This window comes from Andreprevotia sp. IGB-42, from assembly GCF_009848685.1.
Taxonomy (GTDB): domain Bacteria; phylum Pseudomonadota; class Gammaproteobacteria; order Burkholderiales; family Chitinibacteraceae; genus Andreprevotia.
Genome location: NZ_WXTX01000004.1, coordinates 357,652 through 381,387, shown reverse-complemented (window position 1 = coordinate 381,387; position 23,736 = coordinate 357,652). Strand labels below are relative to the sequence as shown.

Annotated in this window: 24 protein-coding genes; 7 read left to right on the top strand and 17 right to left on the bottom strand. The window is 62.4% G+C overall.

All coding sequences use genetic code 11. The annotated features are described in order from the left end of the window. Window positions 1-150 precede the first annotated feature (150 nt). Both IGB42_RS08725 and IGB42_RS08720 read left to right on the top strand, forming a co-directional pair. Entirely contained in the window at window positions 151-1,962 is a 1,812-nt protein-coding gene (locus IGB42_RS08725) for a polysaccharide lyase (protein WP_159670019.1), read from the top strand. Window positions 1,963-2,115: 153 nt separating this feature from the next. After that, window positions 2,116-3,063, top strand: a complete 948-nt coding sequence (locus IGB42_RS08720) for a hypothetical protein (RefSeq protein ID WP_159670017.1) — start codon at window positions 2,116-2,118, stop codon at window positions 3,061-3,063. A 27-nt stretch (window positions 3,064-3,090) separates the two neighbouring features. Here IGB42_RS08720 and IGB42_RS08715 read toward each other — a convergent pair whose 3' ends face one another. The 6 genes from IGB42_RS08715 to IGB42_RS08690 all read right to left on the bottom strand — a co-directional run bounded on the left by IGB42_RS08715 (window position 3,091) and on the right by IGB42_RS08690 (window position 6,302). Then, the gene (locus tag IGB42_RS08715; protein ID WP_159670015.1) at window positions 3,091-3,291 is read right to left on the bottom strand and encodes a zf-HC2 domain-containing protein; all 201 of its coding nucleotides are present in this window, start codon (window positions 3,289-3,291) and stop codon (window positions 3,091-3,093) included. Beyond that, window positions 3,278-3,910 (bottom strand): RNA polymerase factor sigma-70, encoded by a 633-nt coding sequence (locus IGB42_RS08710; RefSeq protein ID WP_159670013.1) that lies wholly within the window; start codon window positions 3,908-3,910, stop codon window positions 3,278-3,280. Before IGB42_RS08710 ends, IGB42_RS08715 begins: the two co-directional genes overlap by 14 nt. After that, complete coding sequence (locus IGB42_RS08705) at window positions 3,907-4,371, bottom strand: DoxX family protein (protein ID WP_159670011.1); 465 nt, start codon at window positions 4,369-4,371, stop codon at window positions 3,907-3,909. The genes IGB42_RS08710 and IGB42_RS08705 overlap by 4 nt, the downstream gene beginning before the upstream one ends. Then, window positions 4,368-5,102, bottom strand: a complete 735-nt coding sequence (locus IGB42_RS08700; protein ID WP_159670009.1) for a DNA-binding domain-containing protein — start codon at window positions 5,100-5,102, stop codon at window positions 4,368-4,370. The genes IGB42_RS08705 and IGB42_RS08700 overlap by 4 nt, the downstream gene beginning before the upstream one ends. Beyond that, window positions 5,096-5,938 (bottom strand): DUF692 domain-containing protein, encoded by an 843-nt coding sequence (locus IGB42_RS08695; protein WP_159670007.1) that lies wholly within the window; start codon window positions 5,936-5,938, stop codon window positions 5,096-5,098. The genes IGB42_RS08700 and IGB42_RS08695 overlap by 7 nt, the downstream gene beginning before the upstream one ends. Before the next feature lie 121 nt (window positions 5,939-6,059). Beyond that, window positions 6,060-6,302 carry a DUF2282 domain-containing protein gene (locus IGB42_RS08690; protein ID WP_159670005.1) on the bottom strand — a complete coding sequence of 81 codons (243 nt, stop codon included), beginning with the start codon at window positions 6,300-6,302 and terminating at the stop codon, window positions 6,060-6,062. 405 nt (window positions 6,303-6,707) lie between these two features. On the opposite strand from IGB42_RS08690, the gene IGB42_RS08685 reads away from it, so the two are divergent. After that, window positions 6,708-8,468, top strand: coding sequence for a methyl-accepting chemotaxis protein (locus IGB42_RS08685; RefSeq protein WP_159670002.1), 1,761 nt, complete (start codon window positions 6,708-6,710; stop codon window positions 8,466-8,468). A gap of 148 nt (window positions 8,469-8,616) precedes the next feature. On the opposite strand, the gene ilvC is transcribed toward IGB42_RS08685, so the two are convergent. Genes ilvC through ilvB form a run of 3 tightly spaced genes read right to left on the bottom strand, consistent with a single transcriptional unit; the run spans window position 8,617 to window position 11,958 of the window. Continuing rightward, the gene (gene ilvC, locus IGB42_RS08680) at window positions 8,617-9,633 is read right to left on the bottom strand and encodes a ketol-acid reductoisomerase (protein ID WP_159669999.1); all 1,017 of its coding nucleotides are present in this window, start codon (window positions 9,631-9,633) and stop codon (window positions 8,617-8,619) included. A gap of 53 nt (window positions 9,634-9,686) precedes the next feature. Beyond that, entirely contained in the window at window positions 9,687-10,178 is a 492-nt protein-coding gene (gene ilvN, locus IGB42_RS08675) for an acetolactate synthase small subunit (protein WP_159669996.1), read from the bottom strand. 13 nt (window positions 10,179-10,191) lie between these two features. Beyond that, window positions 10,192-11,958 (bottom strand): biosynthetic-type acetolactate synthase large subunit, encoded by a 1,767-nt coding sequence (gene ilvB / locus IGB42_RS08670; RefSeq protein ID WP_159669993.1) that lies wholly within the window; start codon window positions 11,956-11,958, stop codon window positions 10,192-10,194. 424 nt (window positions 11,959-12,382) lie between these two features. On the opposite strand from ilvB, the gene IGB42_RS08665 reads away from it, so the two are divergent. From IGB42_RS08665 to IGB42_RS08650, 4 genes are read left to right on the top strand one after another with little or no spacing between them, the layout of a single operon-like run. Then, the gene (locus IGB42_RS08665; protein ID WP_236822532.1) at window positions 12,383-13,045 is read left to right on the top strand and encodes an RNA polymerase sigma factor; all 663 of its coding nucleotides are present in this window, start codon (window positions 12,383-12,385) and stop codon (window positions 13,043-13,045) included. Between the two features lie 14 nt (window positions 13,046-13,059). Beyond that, window positions 13,060-13,422, top strand: coding sequence for a DUF3619 family protein (locus tag IGB42_RS08660; RefSeq protein WP_159669990.1), 363 nt, complete (start codon window positions 13,060-13,062; stop codon window positions 13,420-13,422). After that, on the top strand, window positions 13,401-13,796 hold the full coding sequence (locus tag IGB42_RS08655) for a DUF3106 domain-containing protein (RefSeq protein ID WP_159669987.1): 396 nt from the start codon (window positions 13,401-13,403) through the stop codon (window positions 13,794-13,796). Before IGB42_RS08660 ends, IGB42_RS08655 begins: the two co-directional genes overlap by 22 nt. After that, entirely contained in the window at window positions 13,793-14,383 is a 591-nt protein-coding gene (locus tag IGB42_RS08650; protein ID WP_159669984.1) for an RDD family protein, read from the top strand. The genes IGB42_RS08655 and IGB42_RS08650 overlap by 4 nt, the downstream gene beginning before the upstream one ends. A 35-nt stretch (window positions 14,384-14,418) precedes the next feature. Here the strand turns inward: IGB42_RS08650 and zigA are convergent, their stop codons facing one another. The 8 genes from zigA to IGB42_RS08610 all read right to left on the bottom strand — a co-directional run bounded on the left by zigA (window position 14,419) and on the right by IGB42_RS08610 (window position 23,652). Further along, window positions 14,419-15,633: a zinc metallochaperone GTPase ZigA gene (gene zigA / locus IGB42_RS08645; protein WP_159669980.1), complete on the bottom strand. Its 1,215-nt coding sequence runs from the start codon at window positions 15,631-15,633 to the stop codon at window positions 14,419-14,421. Between the two features lie 152 nt (window positions 15,634-15,785). Further along, window positions 15,786-17,333: an aldehyde dehydrogenase family protein gene (locus IGB42_RS08640; RefSeq protein ID WP_159669977.1), complete on the bottom strand. Its 1,548-nt coding sequence runs from the start codon at window positions 17,331-17,333 to the stop codon at window positions 15,786-15,788. A gap of 36 nt (window positions 17,334-17,369) precedes the next feature. Continuing rightward, window positions 17,370-18,488 carry a saccharopine dehydrogenase family protein gene (locus tag IGB42_RS08635; protein ID WP_159669974.1) on the bottom strand — a complete coding sequence of 373 codons (1,119 nt, stop codon included), beginning with the start codon at window positions 18,486-18,488 and terminating at the stop codon, window positions 17,370-17,372. A 141-nt stretch (window positions 18,489-18,629) separates the two neighbouring features. Continuing rightward, complete coding sequence (locus IGB42_RS08630; RefSeq protein WP_159669972.1) at window positions 18,630-19,517, bottom strand: TIGR02285 family protein; 888 nt, start codon at window positions 19,515-19,517, stop codon at window positions 18,630-18,632. 9 nt (window positions 19,518-19,526) lie between these two features. Next, the gene (locus IGB42_RS08625) at window positions 19,527-20,417 is read right to left on the bottom strand and encodes a TIGR02285 family protein (protein ID WP_159669969.1); all 891 of its coding nucleotides are present in this window, start codon (window positions 20,415-20,417) and stop codon (window positions 19,527-19,529) included. Continuing rightward, window positions 20,414-21,250 carry a DUF1338 domain-containing protein gene (locus IGB42_RS08620; RefSeq protein WP_201799867.1) on the bottom strand — a complete coding sequence of 279 codons (837 nt, stop codon included), beginning with the start codon at window positions 21,248-21,250 and terminating at the stop codon, window positions 20,414-20,416. The genes IGB42_RS08625 and IGB42_RS08620 overlap by 4 nt, the downstream gene beginning before the upstream one ends. A gap of 90 nt (window positions 21,251-21,340) precedes the next feature. Next, window positions 21,341-22,801: an apolipoprotein N-acyltransferase gene (gene lnt, locus IGB42_RS08615; protein WP_159669966.1), complete on the bottom strand. Its 1,461-nt coding sequence runs from the start codon at window positions 22,799-22,801 to the stop codon at window positions 21,341-21,343. After that, window positions 22,798-23,652, bottom strand: coding sequence for an HlyC/CorC family transporter (locus IGB42_RS08610; RefSeq protein ID WP_159669963.1), 855 nt, complete (start codon window positions 23,650-23,652; stop codon window positions 22,798-22,800). Before IGB42_RS08610 ends, lnt begins: the two co-directional genes overlap by 4 nt. Between the last annotated feature and the right edge of the window lie 84 nt (window positions 23,653-23,736).

Genomic DNA, 23,736 nt, shown 5'->3' with positions numbered 1-23,736 from the left:
GGCGCTACCGCCTGTCGGTACAGCCGCAACAGCAGCGCCCGCACGATTGACGCTACTTTCTTACTGCTGCACGCTTACAGACATGCGGCCGGAATGAGCCGTGCAAATAAAGCGGCGCCGCCTTGCGGTGACCGGGATGGAGAGAGAATCATGCGCAAGACAATCCTGGGCGCGGCAGCCTTTGCCGCGCTGTTCGCGCTCGACGTGCAGGCGGCTTGCCGCGGTGCGTGGGGCGAAGGCAATACCTATCAAACCGGCGATGTCGTCAGCTACAACGGTGTCAACTACTCCGCGTTGACCACGCATACCGCCTACGCCGGCGCCAACTGGAACCCGGCCGCCACACCCACGCTGTGGAAGAACGGTGGCAGCTGTGGCGCCACCCCGGTGCCGACGCCAGGCCCGACAGTGATTCCGACCGTCATCCCCACGCTGGTACCAACTGCAACACCGGTGCCGGCAACCCCCAAACCCACGGCAACGCCCGCCCCGACCGCCACGCCAGTGCCTACGCTGGTGCCAACCGCTACTCCCACTGTCACGCCAACGCCGGCCGGCCCGGTTGGCGCCTGCTACCCGGCCTGGGCATCCGGTACCGCATACAATGGCGGCGCACTGGTGCAATACAACGGCCGGGTCTACAAGGCCAAGTGGTGGACGCAAGGCGATATACCGGCCAGTAATGCGGGTGATGCCAAGCCATGGCAGGATCTGGGCGCATGCGGCGGTGTGACTGCGGTGCCGACAGCAACGCCGATACCGACCCTCACCCCAAGCGCAACACCGGTACCGAGCGCCACACCGCGCCCGAGCGTGACGCCCACCATTGCGCCTACCGCCACTCCGACAGCCATTCCTACACTGGCACCGACCGCAACCCCCGTACCCAGCGCAACACCTGTGCCCACGCTGGCACCGACCGTGACGCCAGCCCCGTCGGTGACTCCGGTGCCGGGCAGCTGGGTGCTGCAGAACACGTTCGAGAACGATGCCATCGGCCTCTACAGCGCCAGCGCCTTCCAGGCTGACTGGGGGGTAGCTCCACAGAACTCCACCGGCGTGGCCGCTGGCCGGCTGTCCATCGTGTCTGATCCGGATAACGGCGCCAACAAGGCATTGCGGGTAGCGTACAAGGCCGGGCAGGTGGGCGGTGATTCGGCAATGACGTTTGATGCGCCGCTGTCGGGCACCTACAAGTCGCTGTGGCTGCAGTACAAGCTGCGCTTCGACAACGCGTTCAACTGGGTGAAGGGTGGCAAGCTGCCGGGCCTTGGCGGCGGAGATACCCCCACCGGCTGCATTGCCAACGGCACCTTCGATGGCTTTACCACCCGTATGATGTGGCGTGAAAACGGCGTGGCGTTCAGCTACCAGTACTATCCGGGCAAGAAGGAAGAATGCGGCGACTACTATGCAGTGGCCACCAGATTCAAGCCGGGCGTGTGGTACACACTGACGCAACAGGTGATCATCAACGATGCCGGTGCATCCAACGGTGAATTCCGCCAGTGGGTGGACGGCGTGCTGGTGCTGCAGCAAAGCGGCCTGCTGTTCCGCAATGCGGCTGCGGTGGGCGTATCCGCGATCAAGATGGATACCTTCTTTGGGGGCTCCAGCACCGACTGGGCGCCAGCTACCGACCAGTACGCGTACTTTGACGATTTCCGCGTCAGCACCAGCTCACCACTGGCGCTGGTGGATACCGCCAAGCCGGTACCGCCGCACAGCGACCCCATCAATGGCTACAGCCAGTGGCAGGGCACCGGTACCTACCAGGCCAATGCGCTGGTGTTCCGTATTGATGGCCAGGGCGCGTACCACTACTACAAGGCGCGCGGGTATACCGCTGCCAACGTGGACCCGCTGACGAACAGCCTGCTGGATATCTACTATCAGGTGTATTCGCCGATCAAGCTCGATACCGCGCAAAAGTGGATAGAGCTGACTGCGCCTTGGCAGTAAGCCGGCATCGCAGTGATGAAAAACCCGCCTGCTGGCGGGTTTTTCTTTGGCAGCCGGTCATGGCGGGAAGCGCGCATGCCGAAGTGGAAATAAAAGCTTATGTTTGCTGACAGCTGGCCGATAAGATGTGGATACATACCGGCTAGTACTCAAATGAAAATCAACGCCAACACCCCGCCCTTCGTACCGCCGGAATCAGCTGGCAAGCGCCAGGCAGCGAATACCGATGCCGGCGTCCCAGCGCAGGCTGGCGGGCTGAAAATCGACCTGAGCGCGCTGCGCGCATCGTTTACCGTCACGCTGGGCGGGCAGGAAAAGAAAAGCGATTCCCCGTACAGCTCGCTGCTGAGCACGCTGTCGTCGCTGCGCCAGGCCACCAGTGCGTCCAGCCCGCAGCGCAAGGCGGCCGCGCGGGCACGGGTGGCGCAGATCAAGGAGCAGATCGAGCAGATGCGCAAGTTTGCAACATCGCTCGACCCCAAGTCGGCCAAGGCCATGGCCAACCAGATCAGGATGCTGGCGCAGCAACTGAAGGCGGCCGCCGCGGAGCTGACTGGTGGGGGCGGCGGTGCCGTGACGGTGCCGCCGGTGAATCCGGGTGGCAGCAGTAGCGCGGGCACGACCGAGGGGGCGGATAGCCAGGCCGATGCCGGTGCCAAGGCTGCAGCCGCTGCTGAAGCTGCGGCGGCCAGGGCGGATGCATCGGCAGCGTCGGCATCGGCCAATGATGCGGCCGCCGATGCGGAAGGCGCTGGCGATGGCGATGCTGCGAGGGATGAATCACCGCAGGAAGAACACGCTGGCCAGGTGGGCCGGCAAGGCCAGCAAGGGGGCGATCAGGAAGCTTCTGACCGGGCGCTGGTGCGCGAAACCGCCAACAAGCTCAAGGCATTGCTGGCGCTGGTTCGCTCACAGCTGCGCAATGGCCGCAATGACGACACCGACAAGGCTGACAAGGCCATGGCGGAGATCGAGAAAATGCTGGCCGATACCGCCAAGGCAGAGGCTGGCGGTGCGGGCAGTGGTGTAGAAGCGGCAGCCGGCGCTGCAGGCGCCGCCGATGTGGCGGTGGCTGTTGCCAGCGCCGTACCGGCAGACTGACCGGCGCAGCCAGAGCAGGCCCAGCCGCTACTCCTCGCTCTCCGTACCGGCGGCAAGCCCTTCGCGCAGTGCACGCGTGGCCTGCTGCAGCACGCTGAGCTGCCGGCGATAGTTGCGGCAGTTGTTGCAGATCGGCAGGTGCGTTTGCACCAGCAGCCACTCGCCGGCATTAAGCTGGCGATCCTGCGCATCGGATAACAGCCGCGATACCTTTTTACAATTCGCCATTGCCATCCTCCTCGCAGTAGCCTTTTTCACTCAGGCAGGTACGCAGCTTCAGCCGCGCGCGGTACAGCAGCACGCTGCAGTGGTTGGCGCTGACGGTCAGCTCGTCGCAGATATCGCCAGTTTCCAGCCCGAGGAATTCGCGCATCATGAACACCCGGCCGGTTTGCTCCGGCAGATGATCCAGGCAGGTTTCGAACAACACCCAGAACTGTTTTTGCTGCAGCGCCGTTTCCGGTTTGGGCCACGGCTGTGGTTTGCTGTGCTGTGCCCAGTGGCCGCCGGGGTCGAACAGCAGGCTGTCGAGGATTTCCTCTCCTTCGATTTCGCTGCTCAGTGACGACAGGTTGATAGTGCGCTTCTTGGCCCGCATGGTGTCGATCAGCTTGTGGCGCAAGATGCCGAACACCCAGGTCTTGTGCTGCGACTGACCGGCAAAATGCTGCTCGCTTGCCCAGGCGGCGGCCAGCGCTTCCTGCACGGCGTCTTCCGCTGCGGCGCTGTCGCGCAGCTGCAGCTGGGCAAAGCGCAGCAGGTCACGGCGCAGCTTGTGCAGGTAGCCGGCATCGTCGTGCCAGGGAGCTGCAGTGCCAGTAGCCGGCGGCTTCGTTTGCGCAATCATGCTTGCGCCTGGGGCTGAAGGTGCTTGCGGCACAGCCGCCGCTCCAGCGACCAGCAACCGGTGCCGTGGATCAGCAGATAGGCCAGCAATACGCCCCACAGCACGTGATCCTTGATCATCACCGCTTCCAGCCCCGGGTAGGAAATCACCGCAACGGCATTGAGGATGAACAGCCCGGCGGCGGCAAAGCGCCCGCCTAAGCCCAGCACCAGCAACACCGGCAGGATCAGCTCGCCGCCGGCACCCATGGCCGCCGCCAGCGGGGGCGGCAGGATGGGCACGTGATATTCCTCGGTAAACAGGTAAAGGGTGCTGTTCCAGTCGCGGATTTTGGTGAGGCCGGACAGGAAGAACACCCGCGCCACGTACAGGCGCACGGCCAGCGCAAACAGCGGCTGCAGGCTGGCGGCGATTTTTTCAAACAGCGCATACGCGCGGCAGGTGAGGTGAATGGCTTTCATGGTGTGGTATCCCGGATGGCGCTGATCAGGCCCTCGGCAAACAGCCGGGCCAGCAATGGGTTGGGGTCCTGCGTTGCCTGTGCCAGTGTATCGCCCAGCGACTGCCCGCCCAGCAGGGCTGCCAGCCAGGCTGGATCGGCAACGGGCAGGTGTTGCACGCCCGTGGCATTGCGCCACACCAGTACGCTCTGGCCGCCAGCATCGAGCATGGCTGTGGCGCCACCCTGATGCATGGTGAGGATGTCGGCAATCGGCCACGCGCTGGACCGGACCAGCGCAACGGCAGGGTGGAACTGCAGCTGTAACGCGGCAAATTGGGCCGGTTGCAGCGCGGCGAGCGTGGCGGTATCCAGTGGTGCGGCATCCGCGGCGTGATAGGCGCGGTGCAGCGCCCAGTCCAGCCGCGCTACGTCAGGCAGATAGGGCAGTGCTGTCGCAGGCGCAAAGGTGGCAATAAAGGCAGCCAGTGCTGCGCCATCGTCATGCAGGTTGGCCGAGCTGGCAGGTACGGCTTTCACGTATTCGCGTGCCAGCGCGCGGAAGTAATCTTCGCCGACCAGCGCTGCCACGGTGGGAAAGGCAGCCGGTAGCGCATCGATGCGGTTGAGGCGTACGTTGTTGCGGTAGATGGCGAGATGCTGCTGCGTTTGCCCGGTCAGGCTGCCGGGCACATGGTTGCTGTCCGCCAGGCCGAGGGCAAAATCGGCGATGGCTTCCGCGTAGCTCAGCATGGCAGGGCCTGCGCCGCTTGTTGCGGGGCAATACGCGCAGCCAGTTGCGCGTATTCATCCAGCAGCGTGGCCAGTGGCGGCAGGTTGCAATCACGCTCCAGCAGTACCGGCGTGGGGCCGACATGCGCCAGCGCAACGTCAAGCAGCGCCCACACTTCGGCGCAGACGGGCGCACCGTGCGTATCAATGCTGACACCGTTGACGGTTTCGAAGCCGGCAACATGGATTTCGCCCACACAGCCTGGCGGGATGCGGGCGATTTCCGCCAGCGGATCGGTGCCCAGGTTGAGCGCATTCACGTACAGGTTGTTCACGTCCAGCAGCACGCCGCAGCCGGTGCGGGCGACGAGTTCGGCCAGCAGTTCGGCCTCGCTGCAGGTTTCGTGCTGGAAGCCCACGTAGCTGGATACGTTTTCGATCAGGATTTGCCGGCCCAGTGCGTGCTGTACCTGGTTGATGCGCTCCGCCAGCAAGGGCAGCGCGCCTTCCAGCCGTGGCACCGGCAGCAGGTCGTTGAAAAAGCGTTGCTGGTGGCGGTTCCAGCACAGGTGTTCGGATATCAGTACCGGCGCGATGCGCTGTACCAGCTGTTTGAGTGCGGCCAGATGCGCGGCATCGAGCGGCTCGATGCTGCCCAACCCCAAGCCCACACCGTGCAGGCTGATCGGGTAATCGGCACGTATGGCCTCCAGCGCGGCAATCGGTTCGCCACCGCCGAAGTAGTTTTCGCTATGCACTTCCCACCACCCCACGGCCGGGCGTTCGGCCAGCACGCTGCCGATATGCGGCGAGCGCAGGCCCAGGCCGGCAGCAACGGGAAGAGAGGGGGCATGCATGATCATTTCAATCCGCGAGGTAAGCGATGGGGATACTGGATAGCGCTGCAGGATGCAACCATGACAGCGGTGCGGGCTGGCTGCGGGCGAGGGTATTGCCACCCGCAGCCATGCCGCGCGATCACATGGCTTTCAGCGTGCCGCCCATCTTGGTGCAGGTGCCGGTGGCAACCGCCTTGAATTCCTTCGGGTCCATATCGGTGCTGGCCTGGCCCGCGCACGAGTGGCTATTGGCCTTGCAGTCGTTCTGACCGGCCTTGGCAATGCCGTAACACTTTTCCTGATCAGCGGCGAGGGCCGGTGCAGCCAGGGTGGCGCCAAGGATGGCTGTCAATGCGGATGCGGCAAGAAGTTGCTTGTTCATGATCGATCTCCAGAATTGTTCAACAGGTTTGGTGAGTGCAGTGGCGGGGGCCGCGTGGCCTCCTGCAGCTTAGGTCGTGCCATTCACCCGGATATGACAGCAGCGACGAATTATTTTCCAGCATGCCATGTTCATGGCATCGCTGCATGTGCTGCGGGCCACTGCGTGGCGCGCGGGCGTGCGCTACAGGCTTGGTCATACAGCCACGAAATGCGGGTAATTCATGGGTAAATAATGTTTGAAAACATTTGTGTATTGCCTAGTCTGATCTTTACGTCCGATGAAATATTGCAATGGTTGCGCCACGCCAAAATACAGCCAATGCACAAAGCGCCACCGCCGGCCGGGCAAGCCTGCGCCCGGCTCCGATGGCCTGACCGCCCTACCGCAGCAAGGAGAGACATCATGCAGTGGCTGACGAACATGAAGCTGATCACCAGATTGATCTGTGCCTTTATCCTGGTCGCGCTGGTTTCGGTGGCCATCGGCGTGATCGGCATCGGCAAATTGCGTGAAGCAAACCAGATGCTCGACAGCATGTATAACGACAGGCTGGTGCCCGTGCGCGATCTGGGCCGGCTGGAGAAAGAAACCATCCAGCACTATCGACGTGTGTATGTGGAACTGGCATTGAACGACGCTGAAGAAACCGCCAAGCTGGCCGAGCAGAATCTGGCCTCCGAGAAGTTCGTCAACGAAACCTTTGCGGAATATCGCAAGGGCGTGACGCTGGAAGAAGAAAAGCGCTTGCTGAGCGTGTACGAGCAGCACTGGGCCAGCTATCTCGCCTCATCCAGAAAGGTGGTGACGCTGCTGCAGGCTGGCCAGCATGCCGAGGCAGTCACGCTGGTACGGGGTGAAACCCGGCCGATGTTCGATACGTTGCTCTCGACCATCGCGCAGCTCGTCAAGGCCAATGACGAAGCCGCGCTGAAGGCCAACGAGCAGGCCACAGTGATGACCGCGGAAATGACGCGCCTGCTGACCAGCGCCATCGTGGGTGGCTTCATCCTGGCCTTGCTGATCGGCATCGTGGTGACGCGCATGATCCTGCGCCAGATCGGTGGCGAGCCGGCCGATGCGATGCGCATCATGAAAAAAGTGGCCGACGGCGATACATCGCTCAATGTGCAGCTGCGTGGCGATGACACCCGCAGCATGATGTACAGCGTGCAGCAACTGATCCTGCAATTGCAGACTGCATCCAATATCCTGGCGCAGGTTGCCAAAGGCGATCTCACCGTGACCGTGCCGGTACGCCAGGGCGATACCATCAGCATGCTGTACAACATCCGCCAGATGGTGCGGCAGCTCAAGCAGGTGATCGGTGACGTCAGTACCTCTGCCGGGGCATTGGCATCGGCATCCGAGCAGATATCGGCATCTGCGCAGTCGCTGTCGCAAAATGCATCCGAGCAGGCGGCCAACGTGGAGGAGACCAGCGCCGCGGTCGAGGAAATCACCGCCACGGTGGCGCAGAACTCGGACAACGCCAAGGTGACCGATGGCATGGCCAGCCAGTCTGCCAGCGATGCGGGCGACGGCGGCGATGCGGTACGCCAGACAGTCGCTGCCATGCGGCAGATTGCCGGCAAGATCGGCATCGTCGACGACATTGCCTATCAGACCAACCTGCTGGCGCTCAATGCTGCGATCGAAGCGGCAAGGGCCGGCGAACATGGCAAGGGCTTTGCGGTGGTGGCAGTGGAAGTGCGCAAGCTTGCCGAGCGCAGCCAGGTGGCCGCACAGGAAATCGGCACGCTGGCGACAGATAGCGTGGAGCTGGCCGAGCGTGCCGGATCGCTGCTGGGGGCGATGGTGCCGGCCATCCGCAAGACCGCGGATCTGGTGCAGGAAATCTCTGCTGCATCACGCGAGCAGACCACAGGCCTCACACAGATCAACTCGGCAGTCACCCAATTGGCGCAGACCACGCAGATGAATGCATCTGCCTCCGAACAGCTTTCCGCGACTGCCGAGGAAATGAGCGCGCAGGCGTTGCAGCTGCAGGAAGTGATCGGCTTCTTCCGTACCGGGCAACGGGTGAGCGCTACCGCCAAACGCAGCAAGACCAGGGCGGCGGCAGACAGTGACGAGCGCCAGCGCGTGATCTCGCTCGATTCCGGTGATGAAGAAGTGGATGAAGCGGCGTTTGTCAGTTTTTGAGTGAACTGCCGGTTGTTTTTCCCGGGTCAGGCTACGCGCGACACATGCCAGATCACCCTGTTTCGCATCGGTTGTTTATCCGGGGCGGCAAGAATGAAAAACGGCCAGCTTGTGGCTGGCCGTTCTGCTGACAACTGATCGGGTTGGATCAGTTCTTGGACTGGTCAACCAGCTTGTTCTTGGCGATCCACGGCATCATGGCGCGCAGTTCTGCGCCCACGGTTTCGATCGGATGCACCGAGTTCAGGCGGCGACGTGCCGTCATCGACGGGTAGTTGGTCTTGCCTTCCTGGATGAACATCTTCGCGTATTCGCCCGACTGGATACGGTACAGCGCTTTCTTCATCGCTTCCTTGGTGGCGGAAGTCACGACTTCCGGACCGGTCACGTATTCGCCGTATTCAGCGTTGTTCGAGATCGAGTAGTTCATGTTGGCGATGCCGCCTTCGTACATGAGGTCAACGATCAGCTTCAGTTCGTGCAGGCATTCGAAGTAAGCCATTTCCGGCGCGTAGCCCGCTTCGGTCAGGGTTTCGAAGCCGGCCTTCACCAGCTCGACCGCGCCGCCACACAACACGGCCTGTTCGCCGAACAGGTCGGTTTCGGTTTCTTCGCGGAAGTTGGTTTCGATCACGCCACCCTTGGTGCCGCCGTTGGCAGCAGCATACGACAGCGCTACGTCGCGGGCCTTGCCCGACTTGTCCTGGTAGATGGCGATCAGGCTCGGTACGCCGCCGCCCTTCAGGTATTCCGAACGCACGGTGTGGCCCGGGCCTTTCGGGGCAACCATGATCACGTCGACGTTGGCCGGCGGAACGATCTGGTTGTAATGGATGTTGAAGCCGTGTGCGAACGCCAGCGCTGCGCCATCCTTCAGGTTCGGCGCGATGTCGCGGTGGTAGACGTCCGGTTGCGATTCATCCGGCAGCAGGATCATGACCACATCGGCGCCCTTCACGGCTTCAGCCACTTCCTGCACCTTGAAGCCGGCGGTTTCCGCCTTGGCCCACGATGCGCCGTTCTTGCGCAGCGCGATGGTGACGTTCACGCCCGAATCCTTCAGGTTCTGTGCGTGTGCATGGCCTTGCGAGCCGTAGCCGACGATGGTGACTTGCTTGCCCTTGATCAGGCTGATGTCGGCGTCTTTGTCGTAATAAACTTTCATTTTGCTTTTCCTTTCAGGGTTGTCCGGGGCGGGCTGTATGCCCTTGCCCGCCGTTAAATCTTCAGAATGCGTTCGCCGCGGGCGATGCCGGAGGCACCGGTACGCACGGTTTCAAGGATGGCTGCGGCATCGATGGCGTTGATGAACGCGTCGAGCTTGCTGCCGGTGCCGGTCAGTTCGATGGTGTAGGTCTTGTCGGTCACATCGATGATGCGGCCGCGGAAGATATCGGCAGTACGCTTGATCTCCTCGCGGTCCTTGCCGGCGGCACGTACCTTGATCAGCATCAGCTCGCGCTCGATGTGATCGGCCTCGTTCAGGTCGATGACCTTCACCACTTCGATCAGCTTGTTGAGCTGCTTGGTGATCTGCTCGATCACGTCGTCCGAACCGTGCGTGACGATGGTCATGCGGCTCAGCGTCGGGTCTTCGGTGGTTTGCACCGTCAGCGAATCGATGTTGTAGCCGCGTGCGGAAAACAGCCCGGTAACGCGCGATAGCGCGCCGGCTTCGTTTTCGATCAGGACGGAAAGAATATGTCGCATGTTCACTCCTTCCTCAGCACAGGTTGCCGTAGTCACGGTTGTTTTCAAACGGCGTCTGCTGCATGCCGCGCATATGTTCAGGCAGGTCCATCTGGTTCAGGCCACGGCCGTTCTGGATCATCGGGAACACGTTCTCGCGCTGATCGGTACGGAAGTCGATGAACACCAGGCGCTCTTTCAGTGACGGGCCGAAAGCTTCTTTCAGTACCGGCTCCACATCGGCCGGGTTCTCGACCTTGAAGCCGACGTGGCCATAGGCCTCGGCGATCTTCACGAAGTCGGGCAGCGCATCCATGTACGACTCGGAATAACGCGTGCCGTAGAAGAACTCCTGCCACTGGCGCACCATGCCCAGGTAGCGGTTGTTCAGCGACAGCACCTTCACCGGGGTGTGGTACTGCTTGCAGGTGGACAGTTCCTGGATGTTCATCTGGATCGAGCCTTCACCGGTCACGCAGGCCACCTGCGCGTTCGGGTTGGCCAGTTGCGCGCCCATCGCGGCAGGCAGACCGAAGCCCATGGTGCCGAGGCCGCCGGAGTTGATCCACTGCTTGGGACGGCGGAACTTGTAGTACTGCGCCGCCCACATCTGGTGCTGGCCGACGTCGGACGTGACGATGGCTTCGCCATTGGTTACCTGCCACAGTGCTTCGATCACCGATTGCGGCTTGATCACTTCGGTCGATGGCGTGTACAGCAGCGAATTGGGTTTGCGCCATTCGTCGATCTGCTTCCACCAGTTGGCCAGCGCATCCGCGTTCGGGCGCATGTTCTGTTCTTTCAGCACCGCGATCAGGTCGTTCAGCACGTATTTCACATCGCCGACGATGGGCACGTCCACTTTCACGCGCTTGGCGATCGAGGACGGATCGATGTCGATGTGGACGATCTTCTTCGGGCTGGACAGGAACTGGCTGGGCGACGAGATCACGCGGTCGTCGAAGCGGGCGCCGATGGCGATCAGCACGTCACAGTACTGCATCGCCAGGTTGGCTTCGTAGGTGCCGTGCATGCCCAGCATGCCGACGAAGTGCGGATCGTTGCCGTCGAGCGCGCCCAGGCCCATCAGCGTGTTGGTGCACGGCACACCCAGCAGGCGCACCAGCTCGGTAACCTGCGCGGATGCGCCGCCCTGTACGGCGCCGCCGCCCACGTAGATATACGGGCGCTTGGCTTCAGCCAGCAGCTGGGCCGCTTTCTTGATCTGGCCTGGATGGCCTTTCACCGGCGGGTTGTAGCTGCGGATGGTGACCGATTCCGGGTAGCTGAACTCGGTCTTGGCCATCGTTACATCCTTGGGGATGTCGATGACCACCGGGCCGGGGCGGCCGGTTGCGGCGATATGGAAGGCTTTCTTGAAAGTGGTGGCGAGATCGCGCACGTCCTTCACCAGGAAGTTGTGTTTCACGATCGGGCGCGAGCAGCCGATCATGTCCACTTCCTGGAATGCATCGAGGCCGATGGCGTTCGATGGCACCTGGCCGGAAATCACCACCAGCGGAATCGAATCCATATAGGCAGTGGCAATGCCGGTCAGTGCATTGGTTGCGCCCGGGCCGGATGTGACGAGGGCCACGCCGACCTTGTTGCTCGAGCGCGAATACGCATCGGCAGCGTGGACAGCGGCTTGCTCGTGACGAACCAGCACGTGCTTGAATTTTTCTTGCTTGAAGATGGAATCGTAAATTTCCAGGACCGCGCCGCCGGGATAGCCGAATACGAATTCGACGTTCTCTTCAGCAAGGCAGCGGGAGACGATTTCAGCGCCTGAAATCTCCATGGTGCACCCCTAGTATGCAGTTTGGGCGGAAAAAACTGCCGTCCATTCAGTTCGAGTCTGCGTGCATGCTGCGCCTCATCACCGGGTGATCCGCCTGCGGGCGTGCTGGCGGGTCGGATGCTCGCGCGGTGGCGCGGGTATCCCATGGTGTTCGGTCACTGCGGCAGGCCGCTTGTCCCTTGGCTCTTTAGGGCCGTAGCCCTATTCCCGGGCGTGCTGCGTGGCGACTTTCTTGTGGAATGCGCTACGCCGGCTGCGCTGGTAAGCGCGTGTGCTGGTCGGTGTGTGACGCCCGGGGTAGGGCGCCGGTGCAAATCTGTTTCGGGTGTGAACCGGGGAAAATAGCCGATCATTCCGCATCTGGCAAGTTCTTCTGGCTTGAACGGCAGGTGTTTGTTAGCATCGACGCCCGCAGGCGCGCAGCTTGCCCGGCCAGGCAGGCAATGCAATCGGGCTGTCTCATTGCGTGCAGGCTGCACGGCGCAGCCTGGCGGTCATATGGCTTGAGGAGAAATTTCTGGCAACGCAGCAAGAGCTGTCCGATTTTCTGGGCGCGGTGCAACGCAGGGCGTTCCGCCAGGCGATGTTTGCCGTCCAGGACGAAGACACTGCACTCGATCTGGTGCAGGACGCCATGCTGCGCCTGGCCGACCGCTATGCGGGCAAGCCAGCCGAAGAGTTGCCGTTGTTGTTCCAGCGCATCCTGCAGAACGTGATCCGCGATCATTTCCGCCGCCAGAAAACCCGCGGGTTCTGGACGGTGCTGCTGTCGGCTTTCCAGTCCGATGATGCGGAAGCCGATACCAGTGATCCACTCGAATGGTTGCCGAATCAGCCAGTGGCGCCCAGCCCCGAGATGGAGCACGATCAGGCGCGCATGATGGCGCTGATCGAAGAAGGCATTGCCAAGTTGCCAACCCGTCAACGCGAGGCTTTCCTTCTGCGTTACTGGGAGGAGATGGATGTTGCAGAAACCGCTGCCGTGATGGGATGTTCCGAAGGCAGCGTGAAGACGCACTGTTCACGCGCAAATGCTGCATTGGCCACTTGGCTCAACCTGCATGGCGTGAGCTGGTCCAGCCAATGAAACGAGGTGCCCAAATGAATGCCGAACAAGCCAAGCCGGAAGTCGCCCGGCGCGTGACCGAGCAACTGGACAAACTGCCGGTGTCTGCGCGTGCGCAAGCGCGCCTGAACCAAATCCAGGCGCTGGCGCTGTCGCATGCGGCCAACCAGCCGCGCTGGGCAGGCATCGCTGGCTGGGTCAACCAGCATTGGCATGCGCATCCGGCTGCCTGGGGCAGTGCGGTGACCCTGTGCGTGCTGGCGGCCATCGGCGGTGCATGGCAGATGCATGGCCGCGAGGGCGACAGCGAACTGGAAACCATGCTGCTGGCGGATGATATTCCGCTGGAAGCGCTTGCCAATAACCGGATGCAGGCATGGTCAGCAGATTTGCACTGATTATTGCATTGTTGCTTACCGCGGCGTTTGCCTCGGCGGCAGTGCCATCGTGGCAGGCGTTGCCTGCCGACCAGCGCCAGTTGCTGATGCCGCTGGCCGCCGAATGGAATACATTGCCCGAGCAGCAGCGCGAGCACCTCGTCAAGGTGGCCAAGCGCTATCCGACGTTGCAAGCAGAGCAACAGGCGCGTGTACGCGAGCGCATTTCGCGCTGGGCCAGCTTCACCCCGGCACAGCGCGATCAGGCGCATGCCAATTACCTGCGATTGCAGGCGATGCCGGCAGAAGAGCGCCGGCGCACCGTAGACAGGCTGCGCGCCGAGCATCAGGCCGAAACCGCTAAACCACGCCGCTCCAAGAACGATCAACAATGACCCCAGATACTCCTGCACCGGCGAATGTTGCCGGTGCGCCCCGCCTTGCCGGCTGGTGGCGCCGTTTTTTTGCCTGGCTGTACGAGCTGCTGCTGCTGGTTCCGGTGATCCTGCTGGCGGGCATTCCCGCGCTGGCCTTGCAGGCGGTGCTGCAATCGCTGCTGGGTGGCGTCAAGGTAGATGGCGTGATCGATACGCCGTTTGCGCATATGCTCAACTTCGCCTGGTTGATGGCGGTGAGTTTCTTCTATTTTGCATGGTGCTGGCGGCGTGGCGGGCAGACGTTGGCGATGAAAACCTGGCGCGTGCGCATTCTGGCGGTGAACGGACAGCCGGTATCGCTGCGTGCTGCGGCAATACGCTTTTTTGCGGCCTTTGCTTGCTGGTTTCCTCTGATCCCGCTGTGGATGCTGGCAAGGCGCGATCCGCAATGGATTCCGTACGCATGGTTCTCCTTCGGTTTGTTCCTGGCGCCTTTTTTCTGGGCGTTTGCCGACCGCGAAAAACAGCTGCTGCATGATCGTCTGGCCGGTACGCGGCTGGTGTTCGCGCCATCGAAACGCAAGCCTTTCGATCCGCTGGCCTGACGGTGGCGTAGCGACGTTCCGGCGGCCGCTATGGATCACTGTTCCGCCGGCTGCCAGGCGGGAAATGGATCGGGCAGCATATCGCCGGGCAGCATGGCTTCGCAATCATCGAGCAGGCAGGCATCCAGCGCTGCACACAGTGCGGCCTGATCCAGATGCTGGCCAATCAGTACGATTTCCTGCTGCCGGTCACCATAGCGCGCATCCCAGTCCGTATTGATCTCGTGTAGCGTATCGGCATCCTGCGGCCAATCCTTGCGCGGCACCGCAGCCCACCACATGCCGGCAGCACCATGGCTGGAATGCACGCCGGCCTGCGACCAGCTGCCTACCCACTGCGGGCGTGAGGCCAGCCAGAAATAACCCTTCGAGCGGATCACGCCCGGCCACGACTGGTGGATCAGTTGCCAGAACCGTTGCGGGTGAAATGGCCGGCGGGCGCGGTACACAACGCTGCTGATGCCGTATTCAGCGCTCTCCGGCAGGTATTCGCCGCGCAGTTGCTGCAGCCAGCCCGGTGCATTGGCGGCCGCTTCGAAATCAAAGCGCCGGGTATCCAGCACGCGCGGCAGCGGCAGCGCGCCGAACTGGCTGTGCACGATATCGGCGCGCGGGTTCAGCGCGTGCAGCATGTGCTCCAGCCGGGCCAGCTCCGCCGCACTGACAAGATCGGTCTTGTTCAGTACCAGCACATCGCAGAACTCAACTTGCTCCACCAGCAGATCGACCAGCGCGCGCTGGTCATCCGCACCCAGTGCGCTTCCCCGGTCTGCCAGCAGGTCGATGCTGCTGTAATCACGCAGGAAATTGCATGCATCGACTACGGTCACCATGGTATCGAGCCGGGCGATGTCGGCCAGACTCTGTCCGTCTTCATCGCGGAAGGTAAAGGTTTCCGCTACCGGCAACGGTTCTGCGATGCCGGTGGATTCGATCAGCAGGTAATCAAACCGGCCAGCCTTTGCCAGCTGGCGTATTTCGATCAGCAAGTCTTCGCGCAGCGTGCAGCAGATGCAGCCATTGCTCATTTCCACCAGTTTTTCATCGGCTCGCGCGAGTGCCGCACCGCCGTCACGTACCAGCTGTGCATCGATATTGACCTCGGACATGTCGTTGACGATGACGGCCACGCGCAGGCCATCGCGGTTGTTCAGGATGTGGTTGAGCAAGGTGGTTTTTCCGGCACCAAGGAAGCCCGACAGCACGGTGACCGGCAGGCGGGAATCGGGAAGAGCGGATCGAAGGTGCATGGGCGTTCCTGGCTTGGTGATGAGGTCGAATATTTAATATGTTATAACATATCATTTTGTCGCGACAAGCAAGGTGATGCCGGATGTTGCGATTGCCGTGCATTGCTAAGCATGGATGCACGGAGTGGTGTGCCGGGTACGGCACCATGGCATCAGAACTGTACGCCTTGCGCCAGCGGCAGGCCGCTGCCGTAGTTGATGGTATTGGTGCTGCGACGCATGTAGGCTTTCCACGAATCGGAGCCGGATTCACGCCCGCCGCCGGTGTCCTTTTCGCCACCGAAAGCACCGCCGATTTCTGCACCCGAGGTGCCTGCATTGACATTGGCGATGCCGCAATCGGAGCCCGCGGGGCCGATGAACGCTTCCATCTCGCGCAGATCGGTAGTGAAAATCGCGCTTGATAGCCCCTGTGGCACGGCGTTCTGCAATGCAATCGCTTCATCCAGATGGCTGTAACGCAGCAGGTACAGGATGGGAGCAAAGGTTTCCTCGCGCACGATGGCGCTTTGCGCCAGCATGGAAACAATGGCAGGCCGCACATAGCTGCCCCCGGCAGGAACTTGCTCGCTGACGTTTTCGCCGCCGTACAGGGTGTGCCCGCCTTGCGCCACGGCGCTAGCCAGTGCGTGCTGCATGGCGGTGAGCGCACGCTGGTTGATCAACGGCCCGACCAGCACGGCGGGATCGCGCGGGTCACCGATTTTCAGGCTGGCGTAGGCGTTGATGAGCCTGGTGGTCAATGCATCGGCAATGGATTCGTGCACGATCAGCCGGCGCAGCGTGGTGCAGCGCTGGCCACAGGTGCCGGCGGCGCCAAACACGATGCCGCGCAGCGCCAGATCAAGGTCTGCGCTGGGTGTGACGATGGCCGCATTGTTGCCACCCAACTCCAGCAAGCTGCGCCCCAGCCGTGCTGCAACGGTTTGTGCCACTGCCCGCCCCATGCGCACCGAGCCGGTGGCGGAGATCAGCGGCAGGCGGCGGTCACCTGCCAACTGCTGTCCGATATCGGCATCACCCTGCAGCACGCTGATCAGGCCGACGGGCGCAGCGGGGAAGTCGGCGATTGCATCGAGCACCACGCGGCTGGCTGCCAATGCGGTCAACGGGGTTTGCGCAGATGGCTTCCAGATCACCGTATCGCCGCATACCAGCGCCAGCATGGCGTTCCACGCCCACACCGCCACCGGAAAATTGAAGGCGCTGATCACCCCCACCGGCCCCAGCGGCAACCACTGTTCCATCAGCCGGTGGCTGGGCCGCTCGCTGGCGATTGTCTGTCCATATAGCTGACGCGAAAGGCCCACGGCAAAATCACAGATATCGATCCACTCCTGCACTTCGCCGGCAGCTTCACTGCCGATCTTGCCCGATTCCAGCGTGATCAGTGTCGCCAGCGCCTGTTTGCGTTCGCGTACCAGTACAGCAATGCGCCGGACCAGTTCGCCCCGCAGCGGGGAGGGCACGCAGCGCCACTGAGCAAAAGCCTGGCTGGCTGCGTGGATGGCGTGCTCGCTATCGGATTGGCTGGCGGTCAGCAGCATGCCGTGACCGGCTTGGTCGATCGGGCTGGACAGCGCATTGCTCTGCGTGGGTGGGTAATGTGCCTGGCCGCTGATGATGGCGGCCGGCCAGGTATCGCCGTGCCGCCAGTCGGCCAGCCCCAGCGGGGCAAGCAGTTGCTCGAGTGTGTGCATCGCCAGTCTCCTTTCCGTGGGGTGCCCAGACTGCGGTCAAACAGGGATTTCTTCTGCGTAGCGGTCGGTGGCGTAGTAACGGCCAAAGCGGTTGGCGAGGAAGTCTGCCAGCACCACATCCTCCTGTCTGACAAAGCCTGCTTCAGGCAACTGCCCGGCCAGGTGCAGATCAAGCACCGCAGCGGCACTGGCGGCGGTGGTGAGCTGTATCGCGCTCCAGACCTCACCGAACAGCTCGCGGTGGTAGAGCTTGCGGGCATCGGTAATCTGCCGGAACTGCCCGTGCAACTGGCCGGATACCGATACGAACACCAGCACCACGTCCTGCAGCGTGATGGGTACGGCGGTTTCCAGCATGCGTTTCATCAGGCGCCGGCTGGCGCGGGTGGCCCCTAGGCGCAGGCCATTGACCAAAAAGTCCATCAGGTACTGATGACCACTGTAACGCACCGTTTTGTAGTTGAGCGTATGCACGCGACCGGCCAGCGTTTCACACAGCGTGCCCAACCCGCCCGAGGTATTGAAGGCTTCGTATTCAAGCCCGTCCAATGCAAAATGCTCCAGCCCTTCCAGTGCCAGCACATCGATCCGCTGCCCCTCAACGATGGCTTCGCAGGTGTTGCAGTATTCGTTGATCAGCCCGTCGGTAGACCAGGTCAGGTTGTACTTGATGGCATTGCTCGGATATTGCGGCAAGGCGCCCACGCGCATCTTCACGGTATCGAGCAGGTCGAAACGGCGGCTGAGGTCAGCGGCCAGGATGCCGATGAAGCCGGGCGCCAGCCCGCATTGCGGCATGAACACCTGGCCCGGGGCGGCGGATTCGGCCACGCGGCGTACTGCCCGCGTGGTGGCGACGTCCTCGGTCAGGTCAAAGTAGCTGCAGCCTGCTGCCAGCGCGGCGCGGGCAATCGTCGGGTTGACGTCGAAGCTGGTGGCCGACAGCACCGCGCGCCGGTTTTTCATGGCGCTTGCCAGGCTGTCGCGGTTTTTCACATCCAGTTGCACTGTGCGCAGCGGTGCGCGAGCTGCAAGGCGCGCCAGGCTGGCTTCGTCGCGATCGGCCACGGTAACGTCATAGTCGCCACTATGCACGAGCAGCTTGGCAATGCTGGCGCCGATCTTGCCGGCACCGATCACGATGACCTTTTCCATGGCTATTCCTTGCTTCGCCGGGGCGGGCATTTATGGTTGCGGCAGGTCTGATGTTTTTGGGTTGCGCAAAAGCCATCGCCGGCAGCGCAGGGCGCCATACTGGCGGGTCTTTCCATGCCCAAACGCTTTGCAGACCGGTCTTCACGGCTGCAGCTCCTTGAGGGTGACGCGCTGGCGCCAGTCGTAAAACGCCTTGAAACGCGCGTGGTAGAGCCGCTGCGTAGCCGGATCCAGCCATTGGCCGGAGATCTCGCGCCAGTCTGCATTGGTGGCAAGTTCACGCAATACCGGATCGAGATCCCGCATCAGGTTCTTGCCCCAGTTGTTGCGGGTACAGGCCACATGCCAGACCACCGGTTCTTCCAGTTCGGCAATGGGCACGGAAACCAGATCGTTATGGAAGCGGGCCACCTTGTTCTCGTATTCGATCACGTACGGGTATTCCAGCGTGTAGTCGACCTGGCCGCTGTCGATCAATTGCTGCAAATGCCCCACGCGTGGCAGCGTGATGCGTTTGGCCTGGCTGGCAGGCGCATCGAGAATGGTATCCACCGCCTGTGCATAAGAACGGCCCTTCTGCACATAGCCTTTGAGATCGTTGCGGGCCAGCAGCGCGGGCAGGCTGACGCCAGCCGGGCCTGGCGCGATGCGGGCACGCTGGTCTTCGCGCACCACCAGTTGCAACGGCGTGGTGATGGCTGCGGGCAACGCGTAGCTGTATGTGCGGCGGTCTTCCGTTTTCAGCGCCGGGTAGAAGCACAACGACATGCCGCGGCGCATTTCGCCAAATGCGCGTTGCGGATCGCTGCGTACGTAGCGATGGCGGTATTGCGGCAGGCGCTCGGCCATCATGCGCAGCTGTTGCTCGCCCATGCCGCTGCCCAGCTCGTTCGGGGCTGCCGGTGTCTGGCCATCGAACAGGATGAATACCGGTGGCCAGTTGAGCAGCACCCAGGTGATTTCCCGTTGTGGTTCCGCGCATGCCAGCGCGGGCAGCAGTATCAGGGCAAGAACCAGGTGCGGTTTCATGCGGACCCCTTACGGGTTGGCCGGCAGGTCTGGCCGGCGGGCGCGTTCGTCATAGAATCTCTCGATTTGTGGCCGGTAGCGATCGCGCAGCTCGGGCGATAGCCAATCGTAAAGCGGCTGGCGGAATGCCTGGGTTCTGGCCAGCATGCGGATGGCGCGGTCGATATCACGAATTGCCTGCAAGCCCCAGGCATTACGGGTGCAGGCCACGTAGCTGGTCAGGGGCGTGGCTGCTTCTGCGATGGGCAGCAGTGCCAGTTCATTGCGGAACGGAAACTGGCGTTGCATGTACTCGACCACGTACGGGTATTCGAAGGTGTAGTCCATGCGTCCGGCATCGAGCATGCGGATCAGCTGGCCGCTTTCGGTAACGGTCATGCTGCGGAAGACGCCGGGTGCTGTTTTCACCAGACTATCCACTGCTGCACCGTAGCTGCGGCCGTTTTCGACATAGGCGGCCAGATCGCTGCGCTTGCTCAGTGCTTCTACAGCCATGCCGTTGCTGCCTGCGGTGATGCGCGCCAGCTGATCCTTGCGCACCACCATGTGCATCGGGGGCAACAGGAAATTGCGGGTGAACCAGGCGGCCTTTTCGCGCTCTGGCGTTTTCAGCGCCACCGCAAAACACTCGGGTGTACCTGCGGCCATATCGGCAAAAATGCGGTTGATGTTGGCGTACACAAAGCGGTGCTCATACTCGGGCATGTGTGCAATCAGCGCCGCCATGTTCTGGTCGGCCACGCCATTGCCCAGTTGCGTCACGCTTTTCGGTGCGGTTTGCGTGGGCACGATGAACACCGGTGGCCAGTCGCGGATGGCCCAGGTCAGCACCCTGGCATCGCTGGCGGCGGCGACAGTGCTGATTGCCAGTAGCAGGCCCGGCAGCAGGGTGTGGTTCACGATGCTCCCGGCCGGTCGGTTGATTCAAAGATCCGGCTGGCGCTGGCGGCCACGAAGCCCTGGTACAACCTGCCACTGCCATCCGGGTAGCGGCGGGCGAATTCGTAGTAACACGACGGCACTGTCAGTGCGCCATCGGCAAACCGGACGCTGATGCGGTCCGCCAGCGTGCTGGCCTGTTCCAGCAACTCGTCCGGGCTGCCCTTGATTTTTCCGCCTGCTGCATTGATGGCGTAGCCGGCTGCTTCCACCCTGGCGATGACTGCGGGTAGTGAAAGTTGCGGCTGCAGGCGGTGCACAGCCACGGTGAAGTGATTGGCGTGCAGGCCATGGGCCAGCAGCCAGCCCGCGTATTCACTCTCGTCGGCAACGCGTTGATAGTCATCACGGCTGACGGCCGGCCACAGGCGGCCAGCGTTGAGCGTGCTTGCGCCGATTGCCAGTCGTGGCGGGATGGCTGCGATGGCGCGCTCGACGATCAGCTGACTCGGGGTGGACAGCCTGCGCACATGCAGCTCGGACAGGAACACCAGTGGCAGATCTGCATCTGCCGACGTGTAACCCCGGGCGCTCAGGTGTTTGTCGGGGAACTCGTAGGGTGCGTGGCGCTGATAGCCCAGTGCGAACAGCACGGGCTCCAGCCGGGCCAGCGCAATCGGGCTGCTATCGAAGGTGCGGAACGCCACGTGATCGTTGATCACCTGCTGGCCACCGAACAGCGCGCGGATGGTCAGGGCCTGCGGAGCGAGCCGGGCATAATCGTGCCAGAGCGTGGCGAAGAAGCCGCGTGCATCCATCGCGCTCTCCCTTGCCCGCTTGGTAGCGGCAGCCATGCTGCGCACCGCGGGGCGATAAACATGAATCGGCAGGACGGTCTCGCCCTTCGATTCAGCTTACAACCTGGATGCCAAATGCAAAGCCGCTCAGGACCGGCGGCGGCCGGCCAGTGGCGCTGCCAGCAATACCGCCAGCAAGGCCAGCAAAACCGGGTAATCACCCCAGCGCATGTACGGAGTATGGCCGCTCATCGGTTGCACGCTGGTTTCCAGTACATCGCGCTTGCGTTCCGGCAATTGCGCCACGCGGCGCCCGTGCTGGTCGATCACCGCGGTAAGGCCGGTATTGGTGGCACGCAGCATCCAGCGGCCGTTTTCCAGCGCGCGCGCACTGCTCATCTGCGCATGCTGCTCGGCCGCCCATGAGCCATCGAACCATGCCATGTTGGAGAAATTGGCCATCAGGCCGGCGTCGGCACTGTTGCGCCGCAGCTCGTCGCCAAATGCATCTTCATAGCAGACGTTGGCGGCAATCTTCAGCTTGCCTGCCAGCAGTGGCGACTGTTGCGCCGCACCACGTGCAAAGCCGGACAGCGGCATGTTCAGGTAGTTGTACATCCAGCCAAATAGCCACGGCAGCGGCACGTATTCTCCGAACGGCACCAGGTGGGATTTGGCATAGAAATGTGTGGGCGTTTCGATATTGAGTACACCGTTGTAGTACACGTTCGGGTCCGGATCGCTCATGGCAAAGCCGGACAGCAACGCGGCGTTTTTCTCCCGCGCGGTGGCGCGCAGCTGTGCCAGATAGGCGGGCGGCGTATCCTGGTAGAACGATGGGATGGCGGTTTCCGGCAGGATGATCACTTCGCCGCGTGCCTGTGCCACCTGCGCCAGATTCACGCGCAATGCGTCCACGTAATGTTTGGCATCCCACTTTTCATCCTGGCGGATATTGCCCTGCGCGATGCTCACGCTGACCTTGGGGCCGCTCGGCGTGGTCCAGGCGATCTGCGCCAGGCCGGCACTCGCCAATAGCAGTGCGGCGGTGGCGATCAGCCCGCGCTTCCAGTTGACCAGCCATTGCGCGGTGGCCAGCGCTGCCAGCCACCCGGCGCCATACACGCCGAACAGCGGGAAGAAACCCGCCAGCGCCACCACTTGGCTATTGCCGGTGGCCGCCCACGGGAAACCGGTAAACAGCCAGCCACGCAACCATTCGGTGGCGATATACGCGGTTGGCAGCAACAGTGGCAGTCGCCAGCGTGGCGGGCAGGGCAGCCGGCGGCTCAGCCAGGCGGCCAGCGCGGGAAACAACGCCAGGTAAGCCGAGAACAGCAGGATGCAGCCCGCCGCCATCCACGCGGGCATGCCGCCAAAGGTATGCAGGCTGATGTAGATCCAGTGCACATTGCCGACGAAATAACCCAGCCCCCAGACGAAGCCGGCCAGCGCTGCCTGGCGCTTGGTGGGGGCTATCTCCACCGCGAAAAACAGCGCCGCCAGCGACAGCGGCAGCAAGGGCACGATGTTGACGGGGGCGTATGCAAAAACACTGGCCGCCCCGCAGGCGGCCAGTGTGAGCCAGAGCAGCAGCGTGCGGATCAAACGGCTTCCTCTTCTTCCGGCAGTCGCTCTATCAATACCGAATGCACGCGGCGGCTATCCGCGCGCACGATCTGGAACTGGTAGCCTTCAAACGCGATTTTCTCGCCGCGCTTGGGCACATGGCCAAACTGCTGCGTGATGAGGCCAGCCACGGTATCGAACTCGGCATCGGAAAATTCGGTCTTCAGTGCCTCGTTGAGATCGGCGATCTCGGTCACGCCTTTCACGCGCCAGTGGCCGCGACGGTCGACGATGATGTTGTCTTCGGTTTCGTCGTAGTCGTATTCGTCTTCGATATCGCCGACGATCTGTTCCATTACGTCTTCGATGGTGATCAGGCCGGCCACGCCGCCGTATTCATCCACCACGATGGCCATGTGGTTGCGATTGTTGCGGAAATCCTTGAGCAACACGTTCAGCCGCTTGGACTCGGGGATGTACACCGCCGGGCGCAGCATGTCGCGCACACTGAAGTTGTCTTCGCCTTCTGCGTAGTAGCGCAGCAGATCCTTGGCCAGCAGCACGCCCAGCACATCATCCTTGTTGCCGTCGATGACCGGAAAGCGCGAGTGCGCGGTTTGCATCACGAAGGGAATGAACTGGTCGGGCGACTGGGCGATGTCGATGACATCCATCTGGCTGCGCGGCACCATGACGTCGCGCACCTGCATGTCGCCCACGTTGAGCACGCCTTCGATCATGCCGAGTGCATCGGCGTCGAGCAGATGCCGCTCGAAGGCGGAGTGGAGTATGTCTACGAGTTCGCCGCGGTCTTCTGGCTCCCGCAGCAGGAAGTGGGTCAGGCGCTCAAGCCAACTGGGTTTGCTTGTCGCCTGCGCAGGGTCGTCCATTGGGGGATGTACATCCGGTAACGAAGATACCGGGATCATACCAAAAGATCGCGGAAACCAGTGTTACAGCACAGACGGCATTAT

Coding starts and splice junctions, on each gene's coding strand:
- IGB42_RS08725 (WP_159670019.1), top strand. CDS start 151: ATGCGCAAGACAATCCTGGGCGCGGCAGCCTTTGCCGCGCTGTTCGCG.
- IGB42_RS08720 (WP_159670017.1), top strand. CDS start 2,116: ATGAAAATCAACGCCAACACCCCGCCCTTCGTACCGCCGGAATCAGCT.
- IGB42_RS08715 (WP_159670015.1), bottom strand. CDS start 3,291: ATGGCGAATTGTAAAAAGGTATCGCGGCTGTTATCCGATGCGCAGGAT.
- IGB42_RS08710 (WP_159670013.1), bottom strand. CDS start 3,910: ATGATTGCGCAAACGAAGCCGCCGGCTACTGGCACTGCAGCTCCCTGG.
- IGB42_RS08705 (WP_159670011.1), bottom strand. CDS start 4,371: ATGAAAGCCATTCACCTCACCTGCCGCGCGTATGCGCTGTTTGAAAAA.
- IGB42_RS08700 (WP_159670009.1), bottom strand. CDS start 5,102: ATGCTGAGCTACGCGGAAGCCATCGCCGATTTTGCCCTCGGCCTGGCG.
- IGB42_RS08695 (WP_159670007.1), bottom strand. CDS start 5,938: ATGCATGCCCCCTCTCTTCCCGTTGCTGCCGGCCTGGGCCTGCGCTCG.
- IGB42_RS08690 (WP_159670005.1), bottom strand. CDS start 6,302: ATGAACAAGCAACTTCTTGCCGCATCCGCATTGACAGCCATCCTTGGC.
- IGB42_RS08685 (WP_159670002.1), top strand. CDS start 6,708: ATGCAGTGGCTGACGAACATGAAGCTGATCACCAGATTGATCTGTGCC.
- ilvC (WP_159669999.1), bottom strand. CDS start 9,633: ATGAAAGTTTATTACGACAAAGACGCCGACATCAGCCTGATCAAGGGC.
- ilvN (WP_159669996.1), bottom strand. CDS start 10,178: ATGCGACATATTCTTTCCGTCCTGATCGAAAACGAAGCCGGCGCGCTA.
- ilvB (WP_159669993.1), bottom strand. CDS start 11,958: ATGGAGATTTCAGGCGCTGAAATCGTCTCCCGCTGCCTTGCTGAAGAG.
- IGB42_RS08660 (WP_159669990.1), top strand. CDS start 13,060: ATGAATGCCGAACAAGCCAAGCCGGAAGTCGCCCGGCGCGTGACCGAG.
- IGB42_RS08655 (WP_159669987.1), top strand. CDS start 13,401: ATGGTCAGCAGATTTGCACTGATTATTGCATTGTTGCTTACCGCGGCG.
- IGB42_RS08650 (WP_159669984.1), top strand. CDS start 13,793: ATGACCCCAGATACTCCTGCACCGGCGAATGTTGCCGGTGCGCCCCGC.
- zigA (WP_159669980.1), bottom strand. CDS start 15,633: ATGCACCTTCGATCCGCTCTTCCCGATTCCCGCCTGCCGGTCACCGTG.
- IGB42_RS08640 (WP_159669977.1), bottom strand. CDS start 17,333: ATGCACACACTCGAGCAACTGCTTGCCCCGCTGGGGCTGGCCGACTGG.
- IGB42_RS08635 (WP_159669974.1), bottom strand. CDS start 18,488: ATGGAAAAGGTCATCGTGATCGGTGCCGGCAAGATCGGCGCCAGCATT.
- IGB42_RS08630 (WP_159669972.1), bottom strand. CDS start 19,517: ATGAAACCGCACCTGGTTCTTGCCCTGATACTGCTGCCCGCGCTGGCA.
- IGB42_RS08620 (WP_201799867.1), bottom strand. CDS start 21,250: ATGGCTGCCGCTACCAAGCGGGCAAGGGAGAGCGCGATGGATGCACGC.
- IGB42_RS08610 (WP_159669963.1), bottom strand. CDS start 23,652: ATGGACGACCCTGCGCAGGCGACAAGCAAACCCAGTTGGCTTGAGCGC.